Source organism: Desulfosporosinus sp. FKB, from assembly GCF_002196705.1.
Classification (GTDB): domain Bacteria; phylum Bacillota; class Desulfitobacteriia; order Desulfitobacteriales; family Desulfitobacteriaceae; genus Desulfosporosinus.
The window spans coordinates 87,481-109,220 of the sequence record NZ_NADJ01000015.1; the positions used below are offsets into that span (position 1 = coordinate 87,481).

The 21,740-nt window shown below is 40.6% G+C and carries 15 protein-coding genes; 4 read left to right on the top strand and 11 right to left on the bottom strand.

All coding sequences use genetic code 11. From position 1 onward, the window contains the following. Positions 1-5: 5 nt before the first annotated feature. Complete coding sequence (locus B5Y67_RS05070; protein WP_088225443.1) at positions 6-2,732, bottom strand: molybdopterin-dependent aldehyde oxidoreductase; 2,727 nt, start codon at positions 2,730-2,732, stop codon at positions 6-8. Between the two features lie 457 nt (positions 2,733-3,189). On the opposite strand from B5Y67_RS05070, the gene B5Y67_RS05075 reads away from it, so the two are divergent. After that, entirely contained in the window at positions 3,190-4,212 is a 1,023-nt protein-coding gene (locus tag B5Y67_RS05075; RefSeq protein ID WP_088225444.1) for a molybdopterin-binding protein, read from the top strand. 334 nt (positions 4,213-4,546) lie between these two features. Then, positions 4,547-6,418 (top strand): sigma-54-dependent Fis family transcriptional regulator, encoded by a 1,872-nt coding sequence (locus tag B5Y67_RS05080; protein WP_088225445.1) that lies wholly within the window; start codon positions 4,547-4,549, stop codon positions 6,416-6,418. A gap of 532 nt (positions 6,419-6,950) precedes the next feature. Here B5Y67_RS05080 and ligD read toward each other — a convergent pair. The 10 genes from ligD to B5Y67_RS05130 all read right to left on the bottom strand — a co-directional run bounded on the left by ligD (position 6,951) and on the right by B5Y67_RS05130 (position 18,773). Continuing rightward, positions 6,951-9,392: a DNA ligase D gene (gene ligD / locus B5Y67_RS05085; protein ID WP_088225446.1), complete on the bottom strand. Its 2,442-nt coding sequence runs from the start codon at positions 9,390-9,392 to the stop codon at positions 6,951-6,953. Between the two features lie 168 nt (positions 9,393-9,560). Further along, positions 9,561-9,857 carry a putative quinol monooxygenase gene (locus B5Y67_RS05090; protein ID WP_088225447.1) on the bottom strand — a complete coding sequence of 99 codons (297 nt, stop codon included), beginning with the start codon at positions 9,855-9,857 and terminating at the stop codon, positions 9,561-9,563. A 55-nt stretch (positions 9,858-9,912) separates the two neighbouring features. Further along, positions 9,913-10,176, bottom strand: coding sequence for a hypothetical protein (locus B5Y67_RS05095; protein WP_088225448.1), 264 nt, complete (start codon positions 10,174-10,176; stop codon positions 9,913-9,915). Positions 10,177-10,799: 623 nt separating this feature from the next. Further along, complete coding sequence (locus B5Y67_RS05100) at positions 10,800-13,259, bottom strand: HD domain-containing phosphohydrolase (protein ID WP_088225449.1); 2,460 nt, start codon at positions 13,257-13,259, stop codon at positions 10,800-10,802. 270 nt (positions 13,260-13,529) lie between these two features. After that, on the bottom strand, positions 13,530-13,970 hold the full coding sequence (gene mscL / locus B5Y67_RS05105; RefSeq protein WP_088225516.1) for a large conductance mechanosensitive channel protein MscL: 441 nt from the start codon (positions 13,968-13,970) through the stop codon (positions 13,530-13,532). A gap of 44 nt (positions 13,971-14,014) precedes the next feature. Then, entirely contained in the window at positions 14,015-14,476 is a 462-nt protein-coding gene (gene bcp, locus B5Y67_RS05110) for a thioredoxin-dependent thiol peroxidase (protein WP_088225517.1), read from the bottom strand. A 221-nt stretch (positions 14,477-14,697) separates the two neighbouring features. Next, positions 14,698-15,111 carry an OsmC family protein gene (locus B5Y67_RS05115; protein ID WP_088225450.1) on the bottom strand — a complete coding sequence of 138 codons (414 nt, stop codon included), beginning with the start codon at positions 15,109-15,111 and terminating at the stop codon, positions 14,698-14,700. A gap of 94 nt (positions 15,112-15,205) precedes the next feature. Beyond that, on the bottom strand, positions 15,206-16,420 hold the full coding sequence (trxB, locus tag B5Y67_RS05120) for a thioredoxin-disulfide reductase (RefSeq protein ID WP_088225451.1): 1,215 nt from the start codon (positions 16,418-16,420) through the stop codon (positions 15,206-15,208). Positions 16,421-16,434: 14 nt separating this feature from the next. Further along, positions 16,435-16,767, bottom strand: a complete 333-nt coding sequence (locus B5Y67_RS05125) for a thioredoxin family protein (RefSeq protein WP_088225452.1) — start codon at positions 16,765-16,767, stop codon at positions 16,435-16,437. 122 nt (positions 16,768-16,889) lie between these two features. After that, positions 16,890-18,773 (bottom strand): aryl-sulfate sulfotransferase, encoded by a 1,884-nt coding sequence (locus B5Y67_RS05130; protein ID WP_088225453.1) that lies wholly within the window; start codon positions 18,771-18,773, stop codon positions 16,890-16,892. A 236-nt stretch (positions 18,774-19,009) separates the two neighbouring features. Between B5Y67_RS05130 and B5Y67_RS05135 the strand changes: the two genes are divergently transcribed. Beyond that, positions 19,010-19,942, top strand: coding sequence for a LysR family transcriptional regulator (locus B5Y67_RS05135; protein WP_088225454.1), 933 nt, complete (start codon positions 19,010-19,012; stop codon positions 19,940-19,942). 196 nt (positions 19,943-20,138) lie between these two features. Beyond that, a complete protein-coding gene (locus B5Y67_RS05140) occupies positions 20,139-21,515 on the top strand; it encodes an MFS transporter (RefSeq protein WP_088225455.1) in 1,377 nt (458 codons plus the stop codon). Positions 21,516-21,740 lie beyond the last annotated feature (225 nt).

Genomic DNA, 21,740 nt, shown 5'->3' on the forward strand with positions numbered 1-21,740 from the left:
AATCCTTAACCCTTAGCCTGAAGACCGGCAAGTACTTTTTCCGGACGGGCGGGTAAATGAGTTACCCGAACACCGCAGGCATTATAGATAGCATTAATAATGGAAGCATGGGGTGAGGTCAAAGGCAGTTCTCCTGAACCTGCGGCGCCAAAGGGGCCGTTGGGGCGATAAGTTTCAACATAGAGAAGTTCAATATCATCCGGTACATCTTTGATAAAGGGCAGTCCGGCGCCGATGAGATCTGAGTGTTTTTTCAAGTCCTCAAAATCTTCGCTCAGAGCCAGGCCAAGACCTTGAACTAACCCGCCGTAAAGCTGCCCATCCACAACCAGCTTATTGGCAATCTTGCCGACATCGGCAACCATTGTCATCTTGGCAACGTTTGTTTTGCCGGTTGTAATATCGACTTCAACTTGTGCTAAGAAGGCTCCGTACATATAAACGGCGAAGGGATTGCCTTGTCCTGTCTCCACATTGCACTCCGAGGCAGGAGCAGTCCAAGCACCTTGGAAATAAACCGGCAGATTCTCGGCGATCATTTCTTCGTAGGTGCGGAAGGTTCCGTCCTCTTTCTTAAGACCTTGCAGCAGCGTTTCACAAGCAACCCGAGTAGCATTACCGACTAGGACTTGTGAACGGCTTCCTCCGGCAGGCCCGCTATTGGGGGTTTTCTCCATATCATTCATTACAAGCTTAATGTTTTCCGGTTTAATTCCCAAGGGACGCAGAGCTTCATGGGCTGTGGCCAGTGATCCCATATCAGCTCCCTGACCGTGATCCTCCCAGGACGTGTAAACCGTTACACCGGTTGCCGTTAGTTCCACATTAACTGCAGCACTGTCTGCCCCGTCTAAGCCTGACCCGTAGACCCCAATCGAGATACCGATTCCGCGTTTTTTATTGGGAGATGATGGTGGCTGTTTAGCCCATTCTTTTGCTTGATCGTATTTAGGTTTAAGTTTATCCATAATCTCAACCAAACAATACACATCAGGTTCACAACCGGTAGGTGTTGTATCACCGGGGCGGTAGACATTTTTATAGCGCAGGTCAAAAGGATCCATACCCAGCTTTTCGGCAAGTTCATCCATCAAAACCTCAGAAGAAAATACGCTTTGCGGTGAGCCATACCCTCTAAAAGCTGAGCCCCAAGCATGATTGGTACAAACCGTTCGGCCAAAGCCGCGGATGTTGGGAATATTGTAGCCACAACCAATGAATTGGGAGCCCCTTATGGTAAGCAGATCGCCAAATTCGGAATATGGACCGTGATCTACGGACCAATCGGATTCCATGGCCATTAATTTGCCCTCTTTAGTTGCTCCAAATTTAAGATTAATAAAGAATGGTGAACGTTTTCCGGTGTAGGTCATCTGCTGATAATAATCAAACTCCAGGTAAACAGGCTTGCCTGTGGCAACTGCCGCGACTCCTAACAAAGCTTCGATAGTCGGGCTGAACTTATAGCCGAAGGTTCCGCCCGCGTTGTTTTGAACTAATATCAGTTTTTCAGACTCAATTCCTATGCCTGCACAAATCATGGCCTGATGGAGATGGATGCCAATACTTTTGGAATGGATAATTAGTTTACCTTCCTCATTGAAAAAGGCGAAGCCGACATCAGGCTCTATGGGCATGTGGGGTTGACGTCCAACATAAAAATCGTCTTCCACAACGACATCTGCTTTTTCCAGCAGAGGTGCAGTATCTTCACCCTTAACAACCTTCGTTTCAAAATAAACATTTGGGGTTCCGGGATGAATCTCGATGGCATCGTCAGCCATGGCCGCTGGAGCACTCATATATTCCGGCAGCAATTCAAGGTCCACTTTAACCTTGTCCACTGCGGCTTGAGCATGTTCCGCAGTATCGGCTGCAACGATAGCTATCGCATCACCAAATTGGAACACTTTTTTATCGCAGAGGATCGGACGATCCCAGCCGTCACCTTTATTCGTCGGGAAAGTAATTAAACCTGTAATTTTGTTTTTGCCCACGACTTCTTTGGCTGTAATAACTTTGTAGACACCGGGCATTTTTTCTGCTTCTGAAGTATCAATAGAAAGAATATTGGCATGAGAAACTTTGGCCTGAACCAGTTTCAGCTGCAAGGTTCCGCACGGCAATTTATGTCCGGCGTCTGCGCCAAAATCCCAAGTCCCGGTAACCTTGGCCAAAGCGGAGGGACGAATATAGTTAGTACCCCAAATATGGCCGTCTTCAGGTAATTTGCACCATAATTCTTCGGTGGTAACTTCTCCCCGCATTAAACGTGCAGCATCCATCACTGCGTCCACTAAAGGCTTATAACCTGTGCAGCGGCAGGCATTGCGATGCTTTTGAAACCAATCCCGAACTTCCTCTCTGGCAGGGTTAATATTTTCTTCCAAGAGCTGCTTAGCAGATACAATAAATCCGGGGCTGCAGAAGCCACATTGAGCGGCGCCATGAATCATCCAGGACAGTTGTAAAGGATGCAAATGTTCTTTAGTTCCCACTCCTTCAATAGTTGTAATCTCAGCATGATCGGCAATTCGTTTCATTTTTGTTACACAGGAGCGGATAACCTTACCATCCACGATCACGGAACAGGCACCACATTGGGCTTTGCCGCAGCCGATTTTTGTTCCCGTCATGTGCATTTGTCCACGCAGTACATTTGCCAGGGTAGCTTCACCATCGACAATTAAAATTTGAGGTCTTCCGTTAATAATTAAGTTCTTTTTAAGCAATTTTTTTCTCTCCTTTGCGGTCAATTAATCCTAAAAGGATGATCCATTCTTCTCCAGTTTGTTTTAAACACCAGTTTAATTTGAAATAAACGCCAATATTCGTCCGTATTTTACCAGAAAGTTTTTCCCTCCAAAACAGCGCATAGTCAACTGAAAATTTCCTCCCACCCCTTTTTTCTTAAAATGATACCTTTTAATAACCTTTGTGTAACTTTAATGTTTTTGATCCTTTACGCTAGTTTTAACTGCAAGATTTATGCCAATAATTTTATGAATTTTTAACTACCTTATTTTAATGAAAATTCCAGCTTGATCTCACCTATAGAATACGATACCATAAAAGATAGCCAGTATTCCTTCCCTCAGCCGCCTTGAAACTTCTGAAAGTTTTAAGTTTAACTCCATGATGCATAGTTTTAAACCCTCCTTTCCCTTACACAAATTGGAGGTTGTCACAATGGAAAAAATCAAGGTTCAAGATTCTGTTGGCGCTGTCTTAATTCATGACATGACTCAAATTATTCCTGGTGTTACAAAAGGTCCGCGCTTTCGCAAGGGACATGTCGTCCGTGAAGAAGATATTCCTATTCTGCTAAGCATGGGAAAGGAACACATTTATGTTTGGGATCAAACCCCCGGCCTGATTCATGAAAATGAAGCGGCAGAGCGCCTTGCCAAAGCAGCTTGCGGACCGGGGCTTACCCTTGACGAACCCAAAGAAGGAAAAATTACATTCACCGCCGCCCACGACGGACTCCTTTATCTCTCTGAAGACGGCGTTTTAGACTTAAACTCTTTGGAGTACATTATTCTCTCTACGCTTCACAATCATCGTCCCGTCAAAAAAGGCACTAAGGTTGCGGGAACTCGTGTTGTTCCGCTGATGATTGACGAGAAGGTGATCCTTGAAGCTGAACGAATTGCCAAAATGTTTTCAACCCCGCTCCTTGAAGTTCGTCCTTTGAAATCATTCAAAGTCGGTATTGTCACTACTGGCAATGAAGTCTATCATGGAAGAATTCAAGATAAGTTTGGCCCTGTCCTGCGGGCTAAGATTGAAGCCTGGGGTTCTGCGGTACTGAGGCAAACATTTGCCAGCGATGATATCTCTCAGATTCAAAGCTCTATCCAAGATCATTTAGACCAGGGTGCGGACATGATCCTTGTCAGTGGCGGTATGTCGGTAGACCCGGATGATGTAACACCCACAGCCATTAAAGAAATGGGCGCAGAGCTAATCACCTATGGTGCTCCTATTTTACCCGGCGCTATGTTTTTATTGGCCTATATTAATGATGTTCCAATCCTTGGGTTACCCGGATGCGTTATGTATTCTAAAACAACTGCGTTTGACCTATTTGCTCCGAGGCTGCTGACTGGAGAGCGGCTGTCACGCCGTGATATCGTCAAAGCTGGGCATGGCGGACTTTGTCTGGACTGTCCTGTCTGTTCTTACCCTCATTGTTCCTTCGGCAAATAAGTTGTTCACTTAAACTGCCAAGAACTTCAGAGCCCAACCTTCAGAAAATCTAAGTTGGGCTTTTGATGTTTCATAAAGGCTAGGTGATATAGTTTTCGCATATTATTATTAAAATATAACTTAATTTTATTTAAAATTTTAATAAAACCTAAAGATAAAAGTTCAAAATGTAATAGTTTGAAAAATAAAAATGTTCCATTTCTGATCTTTGTGTTCGTTTTAGTGTTCCATAATGGAGCATTTAACTTAGCGATCTGCAGTTGTTCGTCGAGAATATTTATGTTATTCTGAAAACGTGCCAGTCAACTTTAATGCTAGAGAAAGGGGAAAGAGTATGAGCAACCGTTGGAATCGTTTCATCAATGGAGAGAGCGTCGAATCGGAAGTAACTCCTTCCATCTATCGTTCCTGGCAGAGAAGTATTGAATTTCAAGTTGATCATAGACTAATTACAAATCAGGACATTCTCTCAAAGCCCCGTCTTAATGAGCGTCGTGATGCCCAAGAATCATTAATCCGGGCCGGTGGAACAGTTTTGCCTTATATATTCAGTTTGTTAGGAAGCAATAAGTATACGGTATTGCTCTGCGACAACGAGGGATATATTATCGAAGCTACCGGCGATGATTCTTTCATGAGTAAAGCCCAAAAAGTTTATCTAAGTCCCGGAGCCAGTTGGCGGGAAGAAATAAGAGGAACCAATGCCATCGGAACTGCTCTCCGAGATAATGCCCCCATCTCTGTCTTCGGTTGGGAACATTTTGTTCGTGAAAATCATTTTTTAGCATGCTGGGCCGCTCCTATTCAAAACACAGCAGGAGCACCTCTCGGCGTTCTTGATATCAGCGGTGATGCCGCTAAAGATCGTGAGAAAATTCTTAGAATTGCTCGGATGGGGGCAAGCATGATTGAAAAAAATTTGCAGCTTCTTGAGTTAGAAGATCAGCTGGAATTTTATCAAGAAGGTGCAAAGTTAGCTTCATCCCTTTTAAATCAAGGATTTCTGGCTATTGATCGAAATGGGATCATTACGAACATCAACTCTTTAGGGGCTGCACTTCTCGGGCGCAAAGAGGAGGAGATTATCGGGCAGCTTGCCGCCGACATTTTCAGTTCACCGAAAGGTTGGATGTTAAGCGGACGTTCCTTAAATCTGAAAATAAAGAATAGTTACGGAAATGAGATATCTTCTCATTTAAAACAGGTTATTAATGATAAGGGTTACTCATTAGGTGCAGTAGGGACTCTTCAAGTTACAACAGAACCCTCTGCTGTGTCCAATAACACATTATGGGTTGGACATGGTCAGCACACTCAGCAAACTTTGGCAAGAGCTTCCAAAGTTGCTGCCACTCACTCTTCCGTACTAATTCACGGAGAAAGTGGGACTGGAAAAGAAATTATCGCTCGGACAATCCATCAACTTAGCCCACGACGAGACGGGCCCTTTATTGCTCTGAATTGTGCTTCGCTGTCTTCTTCACTTGTTGAAAGCGAGTTGTTTGGGTATGTCGAAGGAGCCTTCACTGGAGCACGTCGTGGTGGAAAACCTGGTAAATTTGAATTAGCGGACAAGGGAACCATTTTCTTGGATGAAATAGGCGATATGCCCTTAAATGTTCAGGTTGCCCTACTTCGCGCCCTTCAGGAAAGAGAAGTCTGCCGCATTGGAGATACAAAGACGAAAAAAATTGACGTTCGAGTCATTGCGGCATCACACAAGGATCTTTCCGCTCTTGTTGCATCCGATCGCTTCCGACTGGACTTATACTATCGCTTGAAAGTTGTGACTTTAGAATTGCCTCCGCTTCGCGAACGGGTGGAAGATATCAGAGATTTAGTCCCCCATTTCATTCACAAAGCCAGTACATCCTTTGGCATTCAAGTCATCGGAATCCAAGAAGAAGTATATCCTTACTTGCTAGCCCAAAAATGGCCGGGCAATGTCCGTGAACTCGAAAATTGTATTGAGAGTATGGTTGCTCTTGCCGAAGGTCCCATTTTAACCTTAGCAGACTTACCCGATGAATTTAAACAATCAGATACAAAAACTGAGCCTGAGCCTTTACTTGAGCAACAAACTAAACATGCAATCCTCTATGCGCTTACTCAAACCAAAGGCAAAATAGCTCCGGCTGCCAAACTTCTCGGTATTGGAAGGAATACCCTTTACCGAAGGATGAAAGAAATGGATATACAGATATAAGAGGCCCTCTTCAGTTGGAAAAAGAAATAATAGTTGATTATCAAAACATCCTGGAGATAGCAGTTCTCCAGGATGTTTTGATAGAATTCAACTTATGCGATTAGTGAATATTATCTGTGCTTTTGCTGCTGAGACGAAACAACTTGTATCCAACACTTGGTACATTAGAACTACGGATAAGATTCAACTGATTTGAACCCTTGTATTTTGTTGCGTTCGTATTACGATTGTTCATTAAATGATAACCTCCCTATTGCGAATATTGTTAAAGTTATATAGCGAAATATAATTATATAGTTTCTCATTAACTTTAAGTATAGTATGGTAAGTTTTAATATTTTCTACAATATAACCCAACACCTTTCCTGAGTAAACTTGGAATTGTTAAATTTAGTTTAGTCCCAAAACTCTAAATCCTCCATGACGTCAGCAATAGAAAATCTCCACGGAAGATATGAACTATATTACAAATTCTCACGAAGTTTTTGCAATTTCAATGTATAGGCGATAATTCATACTCAAACTAACAAGTTCACCTAAGCCGCTGATTATTTCGAAAAAAATCTTGCCAAGGGTCATTGCCCTCGATCCTCCGGAGCGCCTCCGTCATATTAACACCGTTAGGTGCTACCGTGTCCAGTTCATCCCAAGCGATAGGCATGGACACACCAGCTCCGGTCCTCGCTCTCAGCGAATAAGGGGCAATGCTGGTAGCACCTCGGCCATTGCGAATCCAGTCGATAAAGATCTTGTTAGCACGCTTGGCCTTTCTCACATTACTTGTATAGCGGTCAGGCCATTTCTGCTCCATCACTTGAGCAACGCGTTTGGCAAAATCGTGAAACGTGTCCCAGGCAACGACAGGTTTTAAAGGAACGACCACATGGTATCCTTTACCGCCGCTGGTCTTCAAATAAGAATTCAGGGAAAGTTCGGCAAGAATAGTTTTCATATCCCGCACACCTTGGCGCACCCTGCTTAGATCCATCCCCTCATCCGGATCCAAATCAAAGACCATCACATCAGGCTTTTCTAAGTTGTCGACACTGCTTCCCCAGGTATGAAATTCCAGCGTACCCATTTGGGCTTCGGCAATCAGCCCTGATGTATCCTTTATATAGAAGTAATCTTCTGTTTCTCCGTCACTGGTGACTACAGGGATTGTGACAATTCCTTTGCTGCCCGGACCGGGATGTTTTTTATAAAAGCAGGTCTGGGAGATGCCCTTAGGACAGCATACAATGCTAAGAATCCTGCGGCTCACATAGGGCAGCATACGTTCTGCAACTTGGCTGTAATATCGGATTACGTCACCTTTGGTAATTTCCGAATCTGCAAAGATCACCTTGTCCGGGTTGCTAATCTTGATTCCTTCAATAATGATACAGTCGGCGTTTGTTTCCATAGCTCTCTCCATTTTATTGCCGGATGAGGGGGGGCGTATTTCTTCATCCGCCTTTTCCTTATTAATACCCCTTGGATTCTTATCTGTCCGCAGACCTTTGAAACTGGCCTGTCTTAAGAGATGCTCTGAGGTCCATTCGGCATATTTAACTTCCGCGACCAGCTCGGGTTCAAGCCAGGTGATTTTTTCCTGGGATCTAGGCTTGGGCGCGATCTGGAATGAAGGCTCCTTTCGCTTAAGGCCCGTAAATTTTTCTTCCAGCTCTTTTCTGTCTGCTTCACTCAGGCCGGTTCCGGCACGTCCGGCATAGACTAATTCATCGTCGTCATAGATGCCCAGGAGCAGGGAGCTTACTCCGCTTGTTTTTCTATCGGAAAGTGTATATCCACCGATCACAAATTCCTGCCTTTGCTCACATTTAAGTTTGATCCAGTCGCTGTTTCTTGCTCCACTATAGATGGAATCGGCTTTCTTGCCTACTATCCCCTCCATACCTGCCTCACAGGCCGCACGGAAACTTCCCTTGCCGTTTCCTCTCACATGCCGGCTGTAGTAAAGGTTTTTAGGGGCATCCTTCAGCAGCGCTTCCAGCCTTTCCTTTCTGTCAATCAGACGCTGTCCCCGCAGGTCCACACTATCCAGCGCCAGAAGATCGAAGACAATATAGGTCAGATTTTTGTCCTGGGGATTTTTTAGATAGTTTTGGAGAGCCTGAAAATCCGTCTTGCCCGCCGCATTCGTGACGGTCATTTCTCCGTCCAGAATCATCGCCCTGCCGCCGGCCCATTCCACGAGGGAAGAGGCAACTTCCCTGAAACGTTCCGTAAAATCGTTGCCGTTCCTGGTGATAAGCCGAACGCTGTTCCCTTCAATATATGCCAGTATCCTGTAGCCGTCGTATTTCAATTCAAAAAGCCAATCCTCACCCTTTGGGGCTGTGTTGACTAATCGGGCAAGCTGCACGCCGGTATTGCTGAAGGGATTGCTCGTGCTCTTAGTGTCTTCTCCTTCTTCAATTTCCGTCATGGTGCGTCCGGTTCTGATGCTCGTGATAAATTGGCAGATCTCGTCGGAGACTTTGGCATACTCATCTCTTTCTTTAAGTAACAGCCAGTTTTCCTGTTTCTCGTCTGTTTTCCCTTTTAAACGCACCAGAGCCCACTTTCCTTTAAGCCTGCAGCCTTGCAGAACAAACTTCAGCATCCCTGCACGAAGTCCGTCGGCAACATCCCCATAGGGCTCCCAGTGACCTTCATCCCAGATCATGACGACTCCCCCGCCATATTCCCCTTTGGGAATCGTCCCCTCAAAGTTTCTGTATTCCAAGGGATGCTCCTCCACCCGTATGGCGAGCCTCTTGTCACGGGTATCGAGGGAAGGACCCTTGGGCACTGCCCAGCTTAAGAGAGCTCCGTCCCATTCCAGGCGGAAATCATAGTGATCCCTGCGGGCTATATGGTGCTGAACAACAAACCTCAGGCCCTCTTGGGCCAATTCTGTTCTCCCTTCAGGTTCCTGGGTTCTTGTAAAATTCCTTTTTTGGTTATACTTGTAGAGATTTGCGGTCATATAATTAGCCAATTCTTTCTGCTTTTCGTTATTGTTTCCAATTGAATTATAAGTATCCTGAAACTCATTTTGTTATTTACCTTGATATGATAATAGTTAATAGTGCTTGTCTAGGGGTAACTGCTGGACTTCCGTCCATTTTGTGACCTTATAACAGCATAAATCCATTTAAATACTCTCCGCTGCCGGAATGTAGACAGCTCTGTCTGTTGGTTTAGCTAAATAAGGAGTGACAGTTTCATTCCAGGCTTTGAAATGAGCAGTTTTAAGATGTTCATCCATAGCCTGCTGAGAATTATAAACTTCGTACAGCACAAATTTTGATGAATCATCCCTGCACTGGAAAAAATCAAAACTCTCTATGCCTTCTTCCTGAATGGAATTCCTTCGGTTTATCCTCGTTGCCTCAATAAATGCCTTGACGTCTGACTCTTTTACGTAAAAGGTTACAATTTTAATTAACATATACCATCTCTCCTTCAAATATTGTTTTCCCTTTTATTGTTAAAGATAATGAAGATTAATAAGTCTTCTCTGGAGACTCGATAAACCATTGGATTAATCCGCAGCGAGTACAAATGAGAATAGTCGCTGACTTATTGAGCCAATCAAGATTTAGAAACGTGGCACCAGCAGTATTCAATTGTGCTGAACCTTCTTCGAAAACGTCATTTTTGCAATGAGGACATATCACTTTTATAGTTGCAACTTCATACCGACTTGGTCCGAACGATTCTTTTATGGCTTTAGCACCTCTTTTTAATCCTTCAATGAAATCCGGCATTATTTCACCATCCTTGTGAATTTAATCTGGTTATGCTTAGAGTTTGTAATCATATAGATTGACGTTTCTTTTATGTTTTTATGGCTGGGAAATTTCATAGGTATATTCTGCAGCTTACTTATATAACATTAATTCCCATAAAACTATTATACATAGTAACAATTCCATTATTATTGTCTTTTTCCTTCAAAAAAAATTGCAGCCCTTAAAACATTCCCTATCGCTCTCAGAAGGTAATTGAAATATCTATACAAAAAAATCCCCTCACAATGAGGGGAAGATAGAGGAGGAAAAGAGTGAATAACTCTATGTTAACCGCCAATTGGCAGATAATAAGTTAGCTTCCATTTATAGTTATAATTTGTACTAAACACTAGAACACTGCTTTGTTTTCTGACCTTTTCTGACTTTAGTATACCCTCTTTGGGTATATCGCTCAACCCATAAATTTGACCATTATTGACCTTTAATTCTGGTTTTAACTGATTTTGACTTTCTACCTTCTCAAGGATTAAAAATTCGTTAATATTGATACAAAAATAACCGATCACCAATCTATGGGAAACGGTTATGACTTAGTAATCAGCATAGTCCTCTGAGAGGTGGAGGAATGATGTTGGAATTTATGATGATATGATATCGTTTTTTTCTAACTTATTGTCCTTCAATAACTTGAGAAATACTTCAACAATAGCTGGATCAAATTGTTTTCCCGCACATGCTTTTAATTCTTCGATTGCCTCTTCTACACTAATGGCAGCTTTGTATGGTCTAGTATTCGTCATAACATCAAAAGAATCAACTATGCTTAATATTCTTGCCATCTTCGGTATCCCTTCGCCTTTTAAGCCATTAGGATATCCCTTCCCATCATATCGCTCATGATGCGAAAGAATATTCTTGGCAATATGCGATAGTTCCGGCGTTGACTCGGCAATACGAAAGCCTATTTCTGAATGTTTTTTCATGATACCCCATTCTTCTTCAGATAGTTTGTCCGGTTTCATTAATATATGATCAGGAATCGCAATTTTGCCAATATCATGGAGCATTGCAAACAATGCTAATTCGTCAAGTTCGTACTGCGAAAATCTCATTGCCTCACCAATTTTTACGCACATAGTCCTCAGTCTAGCTGCGTGTTCTTCGGTTTCTTGGTCTTTTTCAAAAAGGGTTCTTTCGAGAGACAAGAGCGTTGAACTTCTAAGGCTTGTACTTTCTAAAAGCTTATTTTGGTACATTCTTTCCTCAGCTATTTTTATAATATCTTTACTTTTGTAATTACCTGTCTTTTCAGCGCTTCCGATTGCAATGCTTAATTTTATAGGAAGATCCGGCGAAATATTTTTACATTCGCTTTTAATTTTTTTAATAACTTCTTGACAATATAGTTGATCCTTATCTTTAATGAGAATAATAAATTCATCTCCACCCCAACGAGCGATGATATCGCTCACTGAGCAGCTTTTCTTGAAAATTTCAGAGATTTGGCATAATAACTTATCACCCTGATTATGCCCATAGGTATCATTGGTATATTTCAATCCATTTAAATCACCCATCAAGATTTGATAGTTTGATTCAGCGGATTGATCTAAACTTTCCAGCACTTTTTCCATATACGCTCTATTTTTCAGACCGGTTAACTTATCGGTATAACTCAAACTATATAATTCTTGCTCAATCCGTTTTTGCGTTGTAATATCTGAAAAAGTCCCCACCACACGTTTGGGTTGTCCTGAAGAATCATAATCAACGACTTTACCACGATTTAAGATCCAAATCTGTTCCCCAGTTATTTTGCATACACTGTATTCTTCATGTAAATACTCCTTGTCTCCACGAATACACTCGTCCAAGGCATTATTTATAGTTGATCCATCTTCTTGAGCTGGACAGAAGTATTTTTTGTAAAGGTCTTCCTTATTAAGCGTTTCATCGCCAACTAACCTTAACCACTCAGAGTTAATATATAGATTCATATCTTCAATTCTCAGGTCCCAGAACCCATCATTGGTTGCTTCCATTGTTAACCTGAATCGTTCTTCGCCTTCTTGGATATCTTTGTATGCTGTTTTAATTTCTTCAAGCATCTGATTGATAGCTGTCGCTAACCTCGAAATTTCATCCTTTCCACTAAGCTCAATTCTTGACCAAACGTCTTTTCGTATACTTACCTCATGGACAAAACTATAAAGCTTGTGTAAACGTTTCAGTATTGTTCGATCAATTGCGAGGATACAGATTACGATTATCGTAAACAATCCCGCTAAAAACACCCACCTAAATAGATGCAGAGTTTTGATTCCCTGATCATAAATATTCCTTTGCCTCTTCATAGTTATTGCAATATCGGGATTTCCGTTAAGATCTTTGACAAAAGCTGTAGCCATTGCCAGGGTTTTGCTTTTTTCAATTACTAAGTCATCATCAAGAGATCTTGCTTGGATTTGATTAACGCTTCCAATTTCTATGGTCTCATGAGTAACTTCGTCCAGATAATTCAAATAACTTTTATCCAGATATTGCCCAATGACAAGATAACCTTCAGCAGGAGGCTTCTCATCGGATTGAGTAATCGAGGTAATAAGAATAATCATAGGTCTGTTTGAGACCATAAGCATTCCGGCAAGTATATCATTTCCTCGAATATTCAATAATTGTTGTTGATGTTTATTGATGTAACTAATAACACCAGTATCAATTGGAGTTTTAACACCATTCTCCAGATCATAACCTTTAGCGTAAATGATCTTTCCCTTATTATTTAAAAATATCATCATGTTAAGGGACAAGTCAGTAAATGTTGAATTCTGTAAATTGTCCTTAATATATGCTTGATTACTGTCTTTAATAAAATTAAACGTGTCATCCCATTTTGCCCAATCCAGGAGAGTGCTTCTTAAAGAATCTTTTCTTGAGTTTAACATAATAGATATACTTTTATAATTTTGTTTTAAGATTTGATCTTCTTGATTTAATAAGTTATCAATTAAAAATATTCGAATTGCACCTAACATAACTAGAGCAACAGCTAGTGCACCCGCAGAAATTACAATAAAAGTTTTAAGCCTGATCCCCATAACCCTAACCTCTTCTCAACAACCTATGAACTAAATTTAGAAATGTCCGTTTTTTCTTGATATACAATATTCGACGTAATTCGATTATTCTCCTTTAATTATTTGCTAAGAATTTTCCTCCTTTTAAAAACAATATAGTTTCCTAAACTTTTCACTGAAAAATCTTTTTTAAAGTTCATCACATCTACGAAAATATTTCGCATAGCAAACCGCTGAACCTGTCAGGTTCAGCGGTCTTAAGAGATGCTCTATGGATTTTGGATTAACTTTTTAGTCATTCAGAATTGCAGTGCAATGTGGACATCTTGTAGCCTTGAGGTTGATTTCGGTAATACAATAAGGACAAGTTTTAGTTTTCGATGGTTCATCTTCAACCTCTTTCTTCTTAGTAAAGCGATTAACTTGCTTAATAACTATGAAAATGGAAAAGGCGATAATTAAGAAATTAATAACATTATTAATAAACGTACCGTAATTTATGGTTGCCACTCCAGCATTCTTGGCCTCAACGAGTGTCTTATAATGTCCGCTTCCGAGTACAATAAACAAATTAGAAAAGTCAACTTTACCCAGAAGAATACCTAGAAGAGGCATGATGATATCACTGACCAGAGAAGTAACGATCTTACCGAATGCGCCCCCGATAATCACACCAATAGCCAAATCAATGACATTCCCTTTAAGCGAAAACTCTTTAAATTCCTTCCACATTTTCCACATATCCTCCCTCCTGTCCAAACTGACTCAAAGTATAATTAAAGGCTTCTTAAATCCTCTAAAACCTGCTCAACATGACCCTTAACTTTAACTTTAGGGTAGATTTTACGAATTACTCCGTCTTGATCAATAAGAAAAGTCGTACGTTCGATTCCCATACTCTTTTTACCATACATAGTCTTTTCTTTCCAAACATCATAAGCCTGAATGATCTCTAAATTCGGATCACTTATCAAGATAAAAGGAAGCTGATACTTTTCAATAAATTTGTGATGACTTCCCATGGGGTCTTTACTCACACCAATTACCAAAGTGTCATTACTGCTTAAATCTGTGTAATGGTCACGAAAATCACAGGCCTCCGTAGTACAACCAGAAGTCATATCTTTAGGATAAAAATAAAGGACTATCTTTTTACCGCGAAGTTCTGATAGTTTTACGGGCTGGCCGTGACTTCCTTCAGCAAGAAAATCAGGCGCAATATCTCCTGTTTTGAGCATCTTCATCAATCCTTTCTGAATCAAGAAGTAATCCCTTATTATAGAATGTAAAACATTTAATGATAAAACTCAAATCACTAGCCAGTTCCTGAATATGTGTATACCCAAAAATTCTCCAATAATTATGTAATTCCTGCGAATCTTAGGACTAAAAATCGTAAAAGCCATAAATTATATAAAAAATAAGCCCTGTCCTCTGACAGAGCTTCAAAATCAAATTGCTAACATTGGGTATTTCGTAGATTTCCATTCACATAACACTCAACTTCAATATCTGCACTTTTTTGCAAAATATTAAATACTGTGCAGTAACTCTTCCCAAGTTTTATGGCTTTAATTACCTTATTTTCTTGTTCCTCATCAACTTCTAGCTGGTAAATTATTTTAATTTTGGTGAAGAGCTTTGGCGGTTCAACGTCTCGCTCTGCCTCTGTAACAACTTTTAACGTCTTGAGTGATACTCTCATTTTAGCTAAAATCTCCAATAAAACTCCGATACTGCAGCTTACTAACCCTGCTAAAACAAGATCTGTCGCTTTCGGGCCGTTTTCATTTACTACAAGCTCAATATCCGGATTAAGAGACAGAACAACATTCTTACCGTTTTGCCAAGTCCCAGCTACCTGCTGCTTCATTATAATTCCTCTCTTATTCACTCTTTTTCATACAATCAAATAACACACAATCCTCTTGCTTGATATACAACCATCATTAATACCACTTAATCAATTAGCTTAATTGCCTCTTCAAACTTTCTTTATCCATTACACAAACAACTCGTTTGATTTCCCGTCCTTTATCAAGCACCACAACCGAAGGAACGATTTCAATACTAAATTTATGCGCGAGATTCTTCTTAGTGGCTATATCGATTTTCATGACGTTATAGGGTTCTGCCAGTTCTTTGTTTACTTCTTCTAATAAAGTACCGTATTCCAAGCTTGTATTGTTTAACGCATTGAAGAAAAGTAAGAGAACTTTTTTATCACTTTGGAGAACGTTCGACTTAAAGGCATTCAATTCTTCAATATACCGCTCAGCAGCTACAGCCGCCGTGGCCCCATCGCCGGCTGCCGAGACGACTTGCCTTAAATATTTAACCCTATTATCTCCTACCGCATAAACTCCTTCAAGATTTGTTTCCATCAGGTCGTTGACAGGTATATATCCTCGTTGATCCAACTCTACGCCACTGTCTTTAAGAATTTGCGTAGAAGGTATCATACCGACGAAGAAAAATACTCCCTGGCAGGTCAATTCTGAAGACTCCCCTGTTTTAAGGTTCTTAATTTTTACGCCCTCAACATTTTCTTCTCCCAAAACTTCTTCGACAGTGGCGTTCCAAATGAACTCCATTTTTTTATTTTGGAAGGCGCGCTCTGCACTGAGTTTATTGCAATCTAAAATACCCTCATCATGAAGCACAATCACTGTAACTTTTTGGGCAAACTTAGTAATATACATACCTTCCTCGATGGCTTGGTCGCCGCTGCCGATGACAACGACATCCTCACCTTCAAAGAATTCAGCATCACAGGTGGCACAATAAGCTACTCCACTGCCTTGAAGTCGTTTCTCACCCGGAATGTTCAGGAGTCTTGGCTCACTGCCGCAAGCTAAAATCACAGCCTTAGCTGTAAATTCCTTTCCCTTTTTGGTTTTGATGACTTTATCTTCTTGGGAAAAATCAGTACTTAAAACCTGATCCCTTAAAAATTCTACGCCAAAGCTTTCTGCATGTTTTTTAAAGTCCAGCATAAGATCAGAGCCGCTGATCAGTCCGTAGCCAGGATAATTGACAATTTCCCGTGTTGTATTCACTAATCCCCCAACAGTTCCCTTATTAATAATCAGGGTTTTAAGCTTAGCTCTGCCGCCATAGATACCGGCAGATAATCCGGCAGGTCCACCGCCGATAATTATTAAATCATACGCATTGGTCATTTGTTCATTCCACCTTATGAATCTGAATTTAACACATCTGTAATTCTTTCCTCGACGTCCTCTTCCTCAACCTTCCCGGTTAATTTACCTTGATATTCTCCATCTTTAAAGAAAAGGATTTGCGGAACGCCTTTGAGGGAAAATTTTTGATATAAGCTCTTATCTTCCTCAACATCAACATAATAAAAACCATACTTGCCATCAAATTGCGGCTGCAAATCTTCCAAGACAGGCACGACGCTTTGACAGACATGACAGCTTTTTCGGGAGAAAATAACCAAACAAGGTTCTCCGTCATTGTAAATCACTTCTTCGAAACGACTCGAATTTAATTGTACTAATGACATTTTTTGTACACTCCTTTATAGTGAAAAACTACAAGTGAAATGCTCCCTTGCGAGTACAGATCTAGGATTATTAATTATCTGTCGTCTGCTTCGAAGGGAGCATAGTGCGATGTTGGATTATCTTAAAAGTTTGCCGAAAAATGAGTATCATAGCGTTTATTATCAATATCTAAAAAGATGTGATAATCACCGGATAATCCTTCTCTGCTGACATAGAACTGAAAATCATTATCGTTTTGCTCCTCAAACGAAACACAGGCTGCAGTAACATCATGAACCACGGTTGGAACTGAGTAGAACCTGGATCCGTTCTCACCCTGTAATTCAATAAAGACTTCCGATCCTTCCTTGAAGGTTGCCCGCAGGGCCAAGCGATCTTCTTCGAGGATTAAGGATAGATTGTGTTTCGCCGGTAGTTCTACCCCTGCATCTTTAAATTTAACTTTAAATCCAAATTCGGGAGTTACGCCAAAGCCACCCAGGAACTCGCCTTTACCAAGGGTTAACTTCGTCGTTTCATCATATAAGGAGAGTCTTCTGGCTCGATAATAATTACCGCCTAAAACTTTCAATTCATATTTAACCTCATCATTTTGAACTTCAACGGTAATGGACTCCAAGGTTAAATGAATATGCTCGTCTTTATATTTATTTAATAACATTGCGCCTAAACCGTCTGTATGTTTTCCACGATAAGTGGCAATACCTCCGGAGTGAATCATATAGTTTCCTTCACTATAGTAATCAACGTTGCAAATATAAGGGGAGTAAAATTCTGCTCCTCGTTCTTTACCATACTGCCAAATTTGCTCGATTTCCATTTTGTCCGTATCAATTCGATAAATAACTCCACGTGAGAAGTTGTCTTCAGGTGAAATTCTTGTAGCTTCGTTCTTTGAACGATAGGTTCCATTATCAAAGACGAAGACATCCCCATTAGGCAGAATTCTGGCGGCATGTTGCTCATATTGCCAATCAAAATCACCTTTAGTCACGTTTTTGAAGAAATACTTTTGCCACTCCTCTCCCCACCCTTCGGGATCACCAAGAATCCAGTTCAATTTTGACGTATCATAATCGAAGTTAATAATCGCATCCTTATGTCTGCCCGACATTGTAATGGAGTTCGTCGCTCTGTCATACCATACTGCGTTATTATGGAACCAATCATGGTGGTTCCAATCTCCTGCATTCCCTTTTTCTCTGGGTAATATCTTAAGAAGATCCCAAGATTTAAGGACTTCCCCAGTTTTTCTATCGACTTCAACAACAAAATCTTCAACAGATTCTTCAAAGTCATTATCAGAAGCCGCCAAAAGGTTCCCGTTTTCTAACTCGATCGCATCATGATGGAACCCGCCCGGCAAGCGATATTCTTTATAGATTTTGCCGCAAAAATCCATTTCCATAAGGCCAACCGTATAATAGGGCTTTTGCATCGTTCGGTAAGAAGTATAGAGAAGTCTTCCATTAGCAAGTTTTTTAATATCCCAGCTTTGCTTGTTCGTTATAACCCATCTTAAATCACCGGCATAATCAAAACCGACCGTTTGGGCTGAACTGATTAACGGGGTCGTTGTCGAGATGATCATGAGATCTTTCCCGAAATACTCAGATGTAGTATGACAATACAGAGCTCTATTAACGTCGAGCTCTTCAACTTTAATTTTAACTTCTGACGTTTTCCCATTGCCAAGGACGATACTCACCGTGTTTTCATAGTTGTCGTATAGTCCATAAATCGGTAATACATGCTCCTTGGCAGATGCAAAGGTATGGGTAAGATCACCTTCTGCTGCTTTGCCTTTTACGGTGATTTGGGCAGTCGTTTCTTCATCAGTATTAAAGCAAATCACTGCAGCAAGAGGATTAATTAGATAGGGATTTTTGACAACAAGCGGGTTTTCCAGTGTATAAGTTCCAGATCTAAACTCAGCTAAATACTTTTCTTCTGACTCAGCTTGTAGGGTAATCAAATGCTTTTCGGTATTTAAGTAATTGCTCAAGATGTTCACTCCTTATCAGATGTCTAAGGGCACTGTCCTTGTTCTATTAATCACATTATACATTTCATAAAATATTACATAAAACACAACTTCATTGTTTAAAATCACAACGCTTAGTTGTGGACGTATCATCGAAGAGGTTCGTATTAAATATCTTGATACTTGATACAATTACTAGTAAACAAGTTAAAATAAAAGTAAATTAAAAGTCTATAGTTAACAGGAAGTGAATTCGGATGCGCATAAGTGATTTAAAACTTCTGATAGAATTATCTTACTCAAATTCAATTACTCTTACTGCAGAGAAAATGCATATTTCTCAACAAGGATTAAGCCAAATGATTACTCGTTTGGAACAAGAACTTAACGTTAAGCTTTTTCAAAGGAGTCGGCAAGGAACCACATTAACAGAAGCTGGTCAAAAAGCCATGATGACTGCGAAAGAGATCGTGGAAAAATATGATGATTTAAAGGCAGAATTAGAGTTAATCAAATTGCGGCAAACATCCCCAGTTGAAGGGGAACTAACCCTTCTGCATTCCCATAATTCAGGTACGACGATTTTGCCAAAGGCATTAAAACTCTATAAATCCAGATATCCAAACATAAACTTAACACTTAAAGAAAGCTCCCCGGTCGAAACTATTGCTCAGATTAACGATGATCCTTCGGTCGTAGGGCTTATAAACTTTCCGGAGTCTTTTTACCAAGATCCTGGAAATTATGTTTTAGCTTCGACTGAGTTAATATATCAAGAACTTTTACAAGATGATTTAATCGTTTGTATACCAAAATCCTGGTTATTGAGCAATGATCAAATTAATTCGGCAAGTGAATTAGTTAAACAGCCAATGGTCTATTACGATACAAAACAATATTCAGAAATCGTATCACTAATTTTTTGTGACGCTGATCGATCTCCAAAAGTATTTTTGAAAACCCTTAATAACGAATTATTTCGTCAAACAATCCTTGACGGGTTAGCTATGGGCCTTATTTCCAGGTTAGAATTGAGTGATAATCGACTATTAAAAGAGTGTACTGTCCAGTCGAATCTACGCTTAAAGCTAATCTTTACCTGGGTAAGTTCTGCAAAATACCCGATGTCAATTCCAGCCCAAAAGTTTTTGGAATGCCTGAAGCAATCCCCAAATATGTCGGACAGCTGACTACTTTTTGTTGTGAGAAAAGACAATAAGGTTCTGTTATATGGTGCCATTAGGTTTATGTATAATACGATTGAGGGAAAAAGTACAAACTAAACAGAAAGGAGTATAACCTTCCCAGCATAACCTTAACAGCCGATGTGCAGAGACCTTTGGTGTACTTTCTTATGATAAATTTCACAATGTAGGGGGATTGGAAATGGCAGTCGGGACGCAAGACAAAGATTATCTTTCCGGAGAATCTCTTCCAGCTCATAGAAAATTAAACAATAATTACTTTGATAACCTAGAAGTTACCTCAATCCATAAGTTATTATTCTTCATTATTATGTTAGCCTATTTCTTTGAACAAATGGACAATTGGAATTTCGGTTTTATTGCCCCTGCGTTAATGAAGAGCTGGCACATTAACATGGCCGCTGTGGGAAAAATAAATTTTGCCTATTTTGTAGCCATGACCCTCGGTGGATTAACAGGTGGTATTATTTCGGACTTTATTGGACGCCGAAAAACCTTTTTAGGAGCAATCCTTCTTTTCTCGATTGCTTCCATCGCCAATGGTTTTGCTCAAAATGTACAAGTGTTTACGATAACGAGAGCTCTAACTGGTTTCGGTGTTTTTTGTATGATGGTCACTTCTCAAGTGTATATTGCTGAAATGACACCAGCGGCTACACGTGGAAAATGGCAAAGCTTAACGGCTTCCTTTGGTTTTATGGCAGCCCCTTTGGTGGGACTTTTATGCCGCGTAGTTATTCCTCTGAGTCCCGAATCATGGCGTTATATCTTCTTCTTGGGCGGAGTTGGTCTTATTGGTTTTATAATGGGTCTCAAATATTTGAAAGAATCACCGCGTTGGTTAGTTACCAAAGGTAAGCAAGAATCAGCTGAAGAAGTCATTGAACAATTAACGAATGTTAAAGTTGACCTGACTGAAGCTGCTTCTAAAGTAGAACCTCGGGTTAAAACTTTAGATGTTTTAGCCGGAATATTATCACCGAAGTATCTTAAAAGGACATTAATCATCGTGTTCTTTGTTCTCCTTACAGTTCCTGCTGGGTTTGTCATCACGAACTGGACTCCGACACTATTAAACCAAAGAGGGTTAAGTGTTAATGATGCTTTGACAGCTTCTTCCCTCCTCATGTTTGGTGTTCCGGCAGGCTGTTACTTATCCTCCTTAATTGCTGACAAAGGCGGCCGAAAGGTTCCTATGGCAATCATGGCTTTATCAGTTGCATTATTATCCGTGATCTTTGGACAAATAAGCGGATTCGTCCCCATTGTACTTTGCGGATTCTTAATGATCGCGGTCAATATGGCTATGAACTTTATAACCTTCAGTTACATTGCTGAAAATTATCCCACGAAAATGCGGAATACCTCAACTGGAATTCACAATGCAGCAGGGCGCTTAGCAACCTCAGTTCTTCAATTATATATTCCTGTAGTCTTTGCTCAGTATAAATTTACAGGGGTTTACAATATGGTAGCGATTTTAGTTTGTATTCCCGTAGCCTTCTTATTATTATGGGGATTAAGAACGGGTGGCAAGTCGCTTGAAGAGATTTCCTAAAAGAGTGAACTCGTTCAGTAAAAGCTGAACATCAGAGCTTCGGTAGGACTCTCTCCCCATCGAGGCAAGGTATAGGAACCACTCCTACTCGAAGTGGGAGTCTTACGATTGGGTAAAGTAATCAGTTATACGTTCATAGTACAATTAACAGTAAAACACTGCCAAGAATAACCTTTGGGCAGTGTTTTACTTATCTCTTCATCTTTCGAAGTCCTATCTTCCTCA

What these genes read in the sequence shown, in the direction of transcription:
- B5Y67_RS05075 (WP_088225444.1), top strand. Translation starts at nt 3,190, where the DNA reads ATGGAAAAAATCAAGGTTCAAGATTCTGTTGGCGCTGTCTTAATTCAT.
- B5Y67_RS05080 (WP_088225445.1), top strand. Translation starts at nt 4,547, where the DNA reads ATGAGCAACCGTTGGAATCGTTTCATCAATGGAGAGAGCGTCGAATCG.
- ligD (WP_088225446.1), bottom strand. Translation starts at nt 9,392, where the DNA reads ATGACCGCAAATCTCTACAAGTATAACCAAAAAAGGAATTTTACAAGA.
- B5Y67_RS05090 (WP_088225447.1), bottom strand. Translation starts at nt 9,857, where the DNA reads ATGTTAATTAAAATTGTAACCTTTTACGTAAAAGAGTCAGACGTCAAG.
- B5Y67_RS05095 (WP_088225448.1), bottom strand. Translation starts at nt 10,176, where the DNA reads ATGCCGGATTTCATTGAAGGATTAAAAAGAGGTGCTAAAGCCATAAAA.
- B5Y67_RS05100 (WP_088225449.1), bottom strand. Translation starts at nt 13,259, where the DNA reads ATGGGGATCAGGCTTAAAACTTTTATTGTAATTTCTGCGGGTGCACTA.
- mscL (WP_088225516.1), bottom strand. Translation starts at nt 13,970, where the DNA reads ATGTGGAAGGAATTTAAAGAGTTTTCGCTTAAAGGGAATGTCATTGAT.
- bcp (WP_088225517.1), bottom strand. Translation starts at nt 14,476, where the DNA reads ATGCTCAAAACAGGAGATATTGCGCCTGATTTTCTTGCTGAAGGAAGT.
- B5Y67_RS05115 (WP_088225450.1), bottom strand. Translation starts at nt 15,111, where the DNA reads ATGAAGCAGCAGGTAGCTGGGACTTGGCAAAACGGTAAGAATGTTGTT.
- trxB (WP_088225451.1), bottom strand. Translation starts at nt 16,420, where the DNA reads ATGACCAATGCGTATGATTTAATAATTATCGGCGGTGGACCTGCCGGA.
- B5Y67_RS05125 (WP_088225452.1), bottom strand. Translation starts at nt 16,767, where the DNA reads ATGTCATTAGTACAATTAAATTCGAGTCGTTTCGAAGAAGTGATTTAC.
- B5Y67_RS05135 (WP_088225454.1), top strand. Translation starts at nt 19,010, where the DNA reads ATGCGCATAAGTGATTTAAAACTTCTGATAGAATTATCTTACTCAAAT.
- B5Y67_RS05140 (WP_088225455.1), top strand. Translation starts at nt 20,139, where the DNA reads ATGGCAGTCGGGACGCAAGACAAAGATTATCTTTCCGGAGAATCTCTT.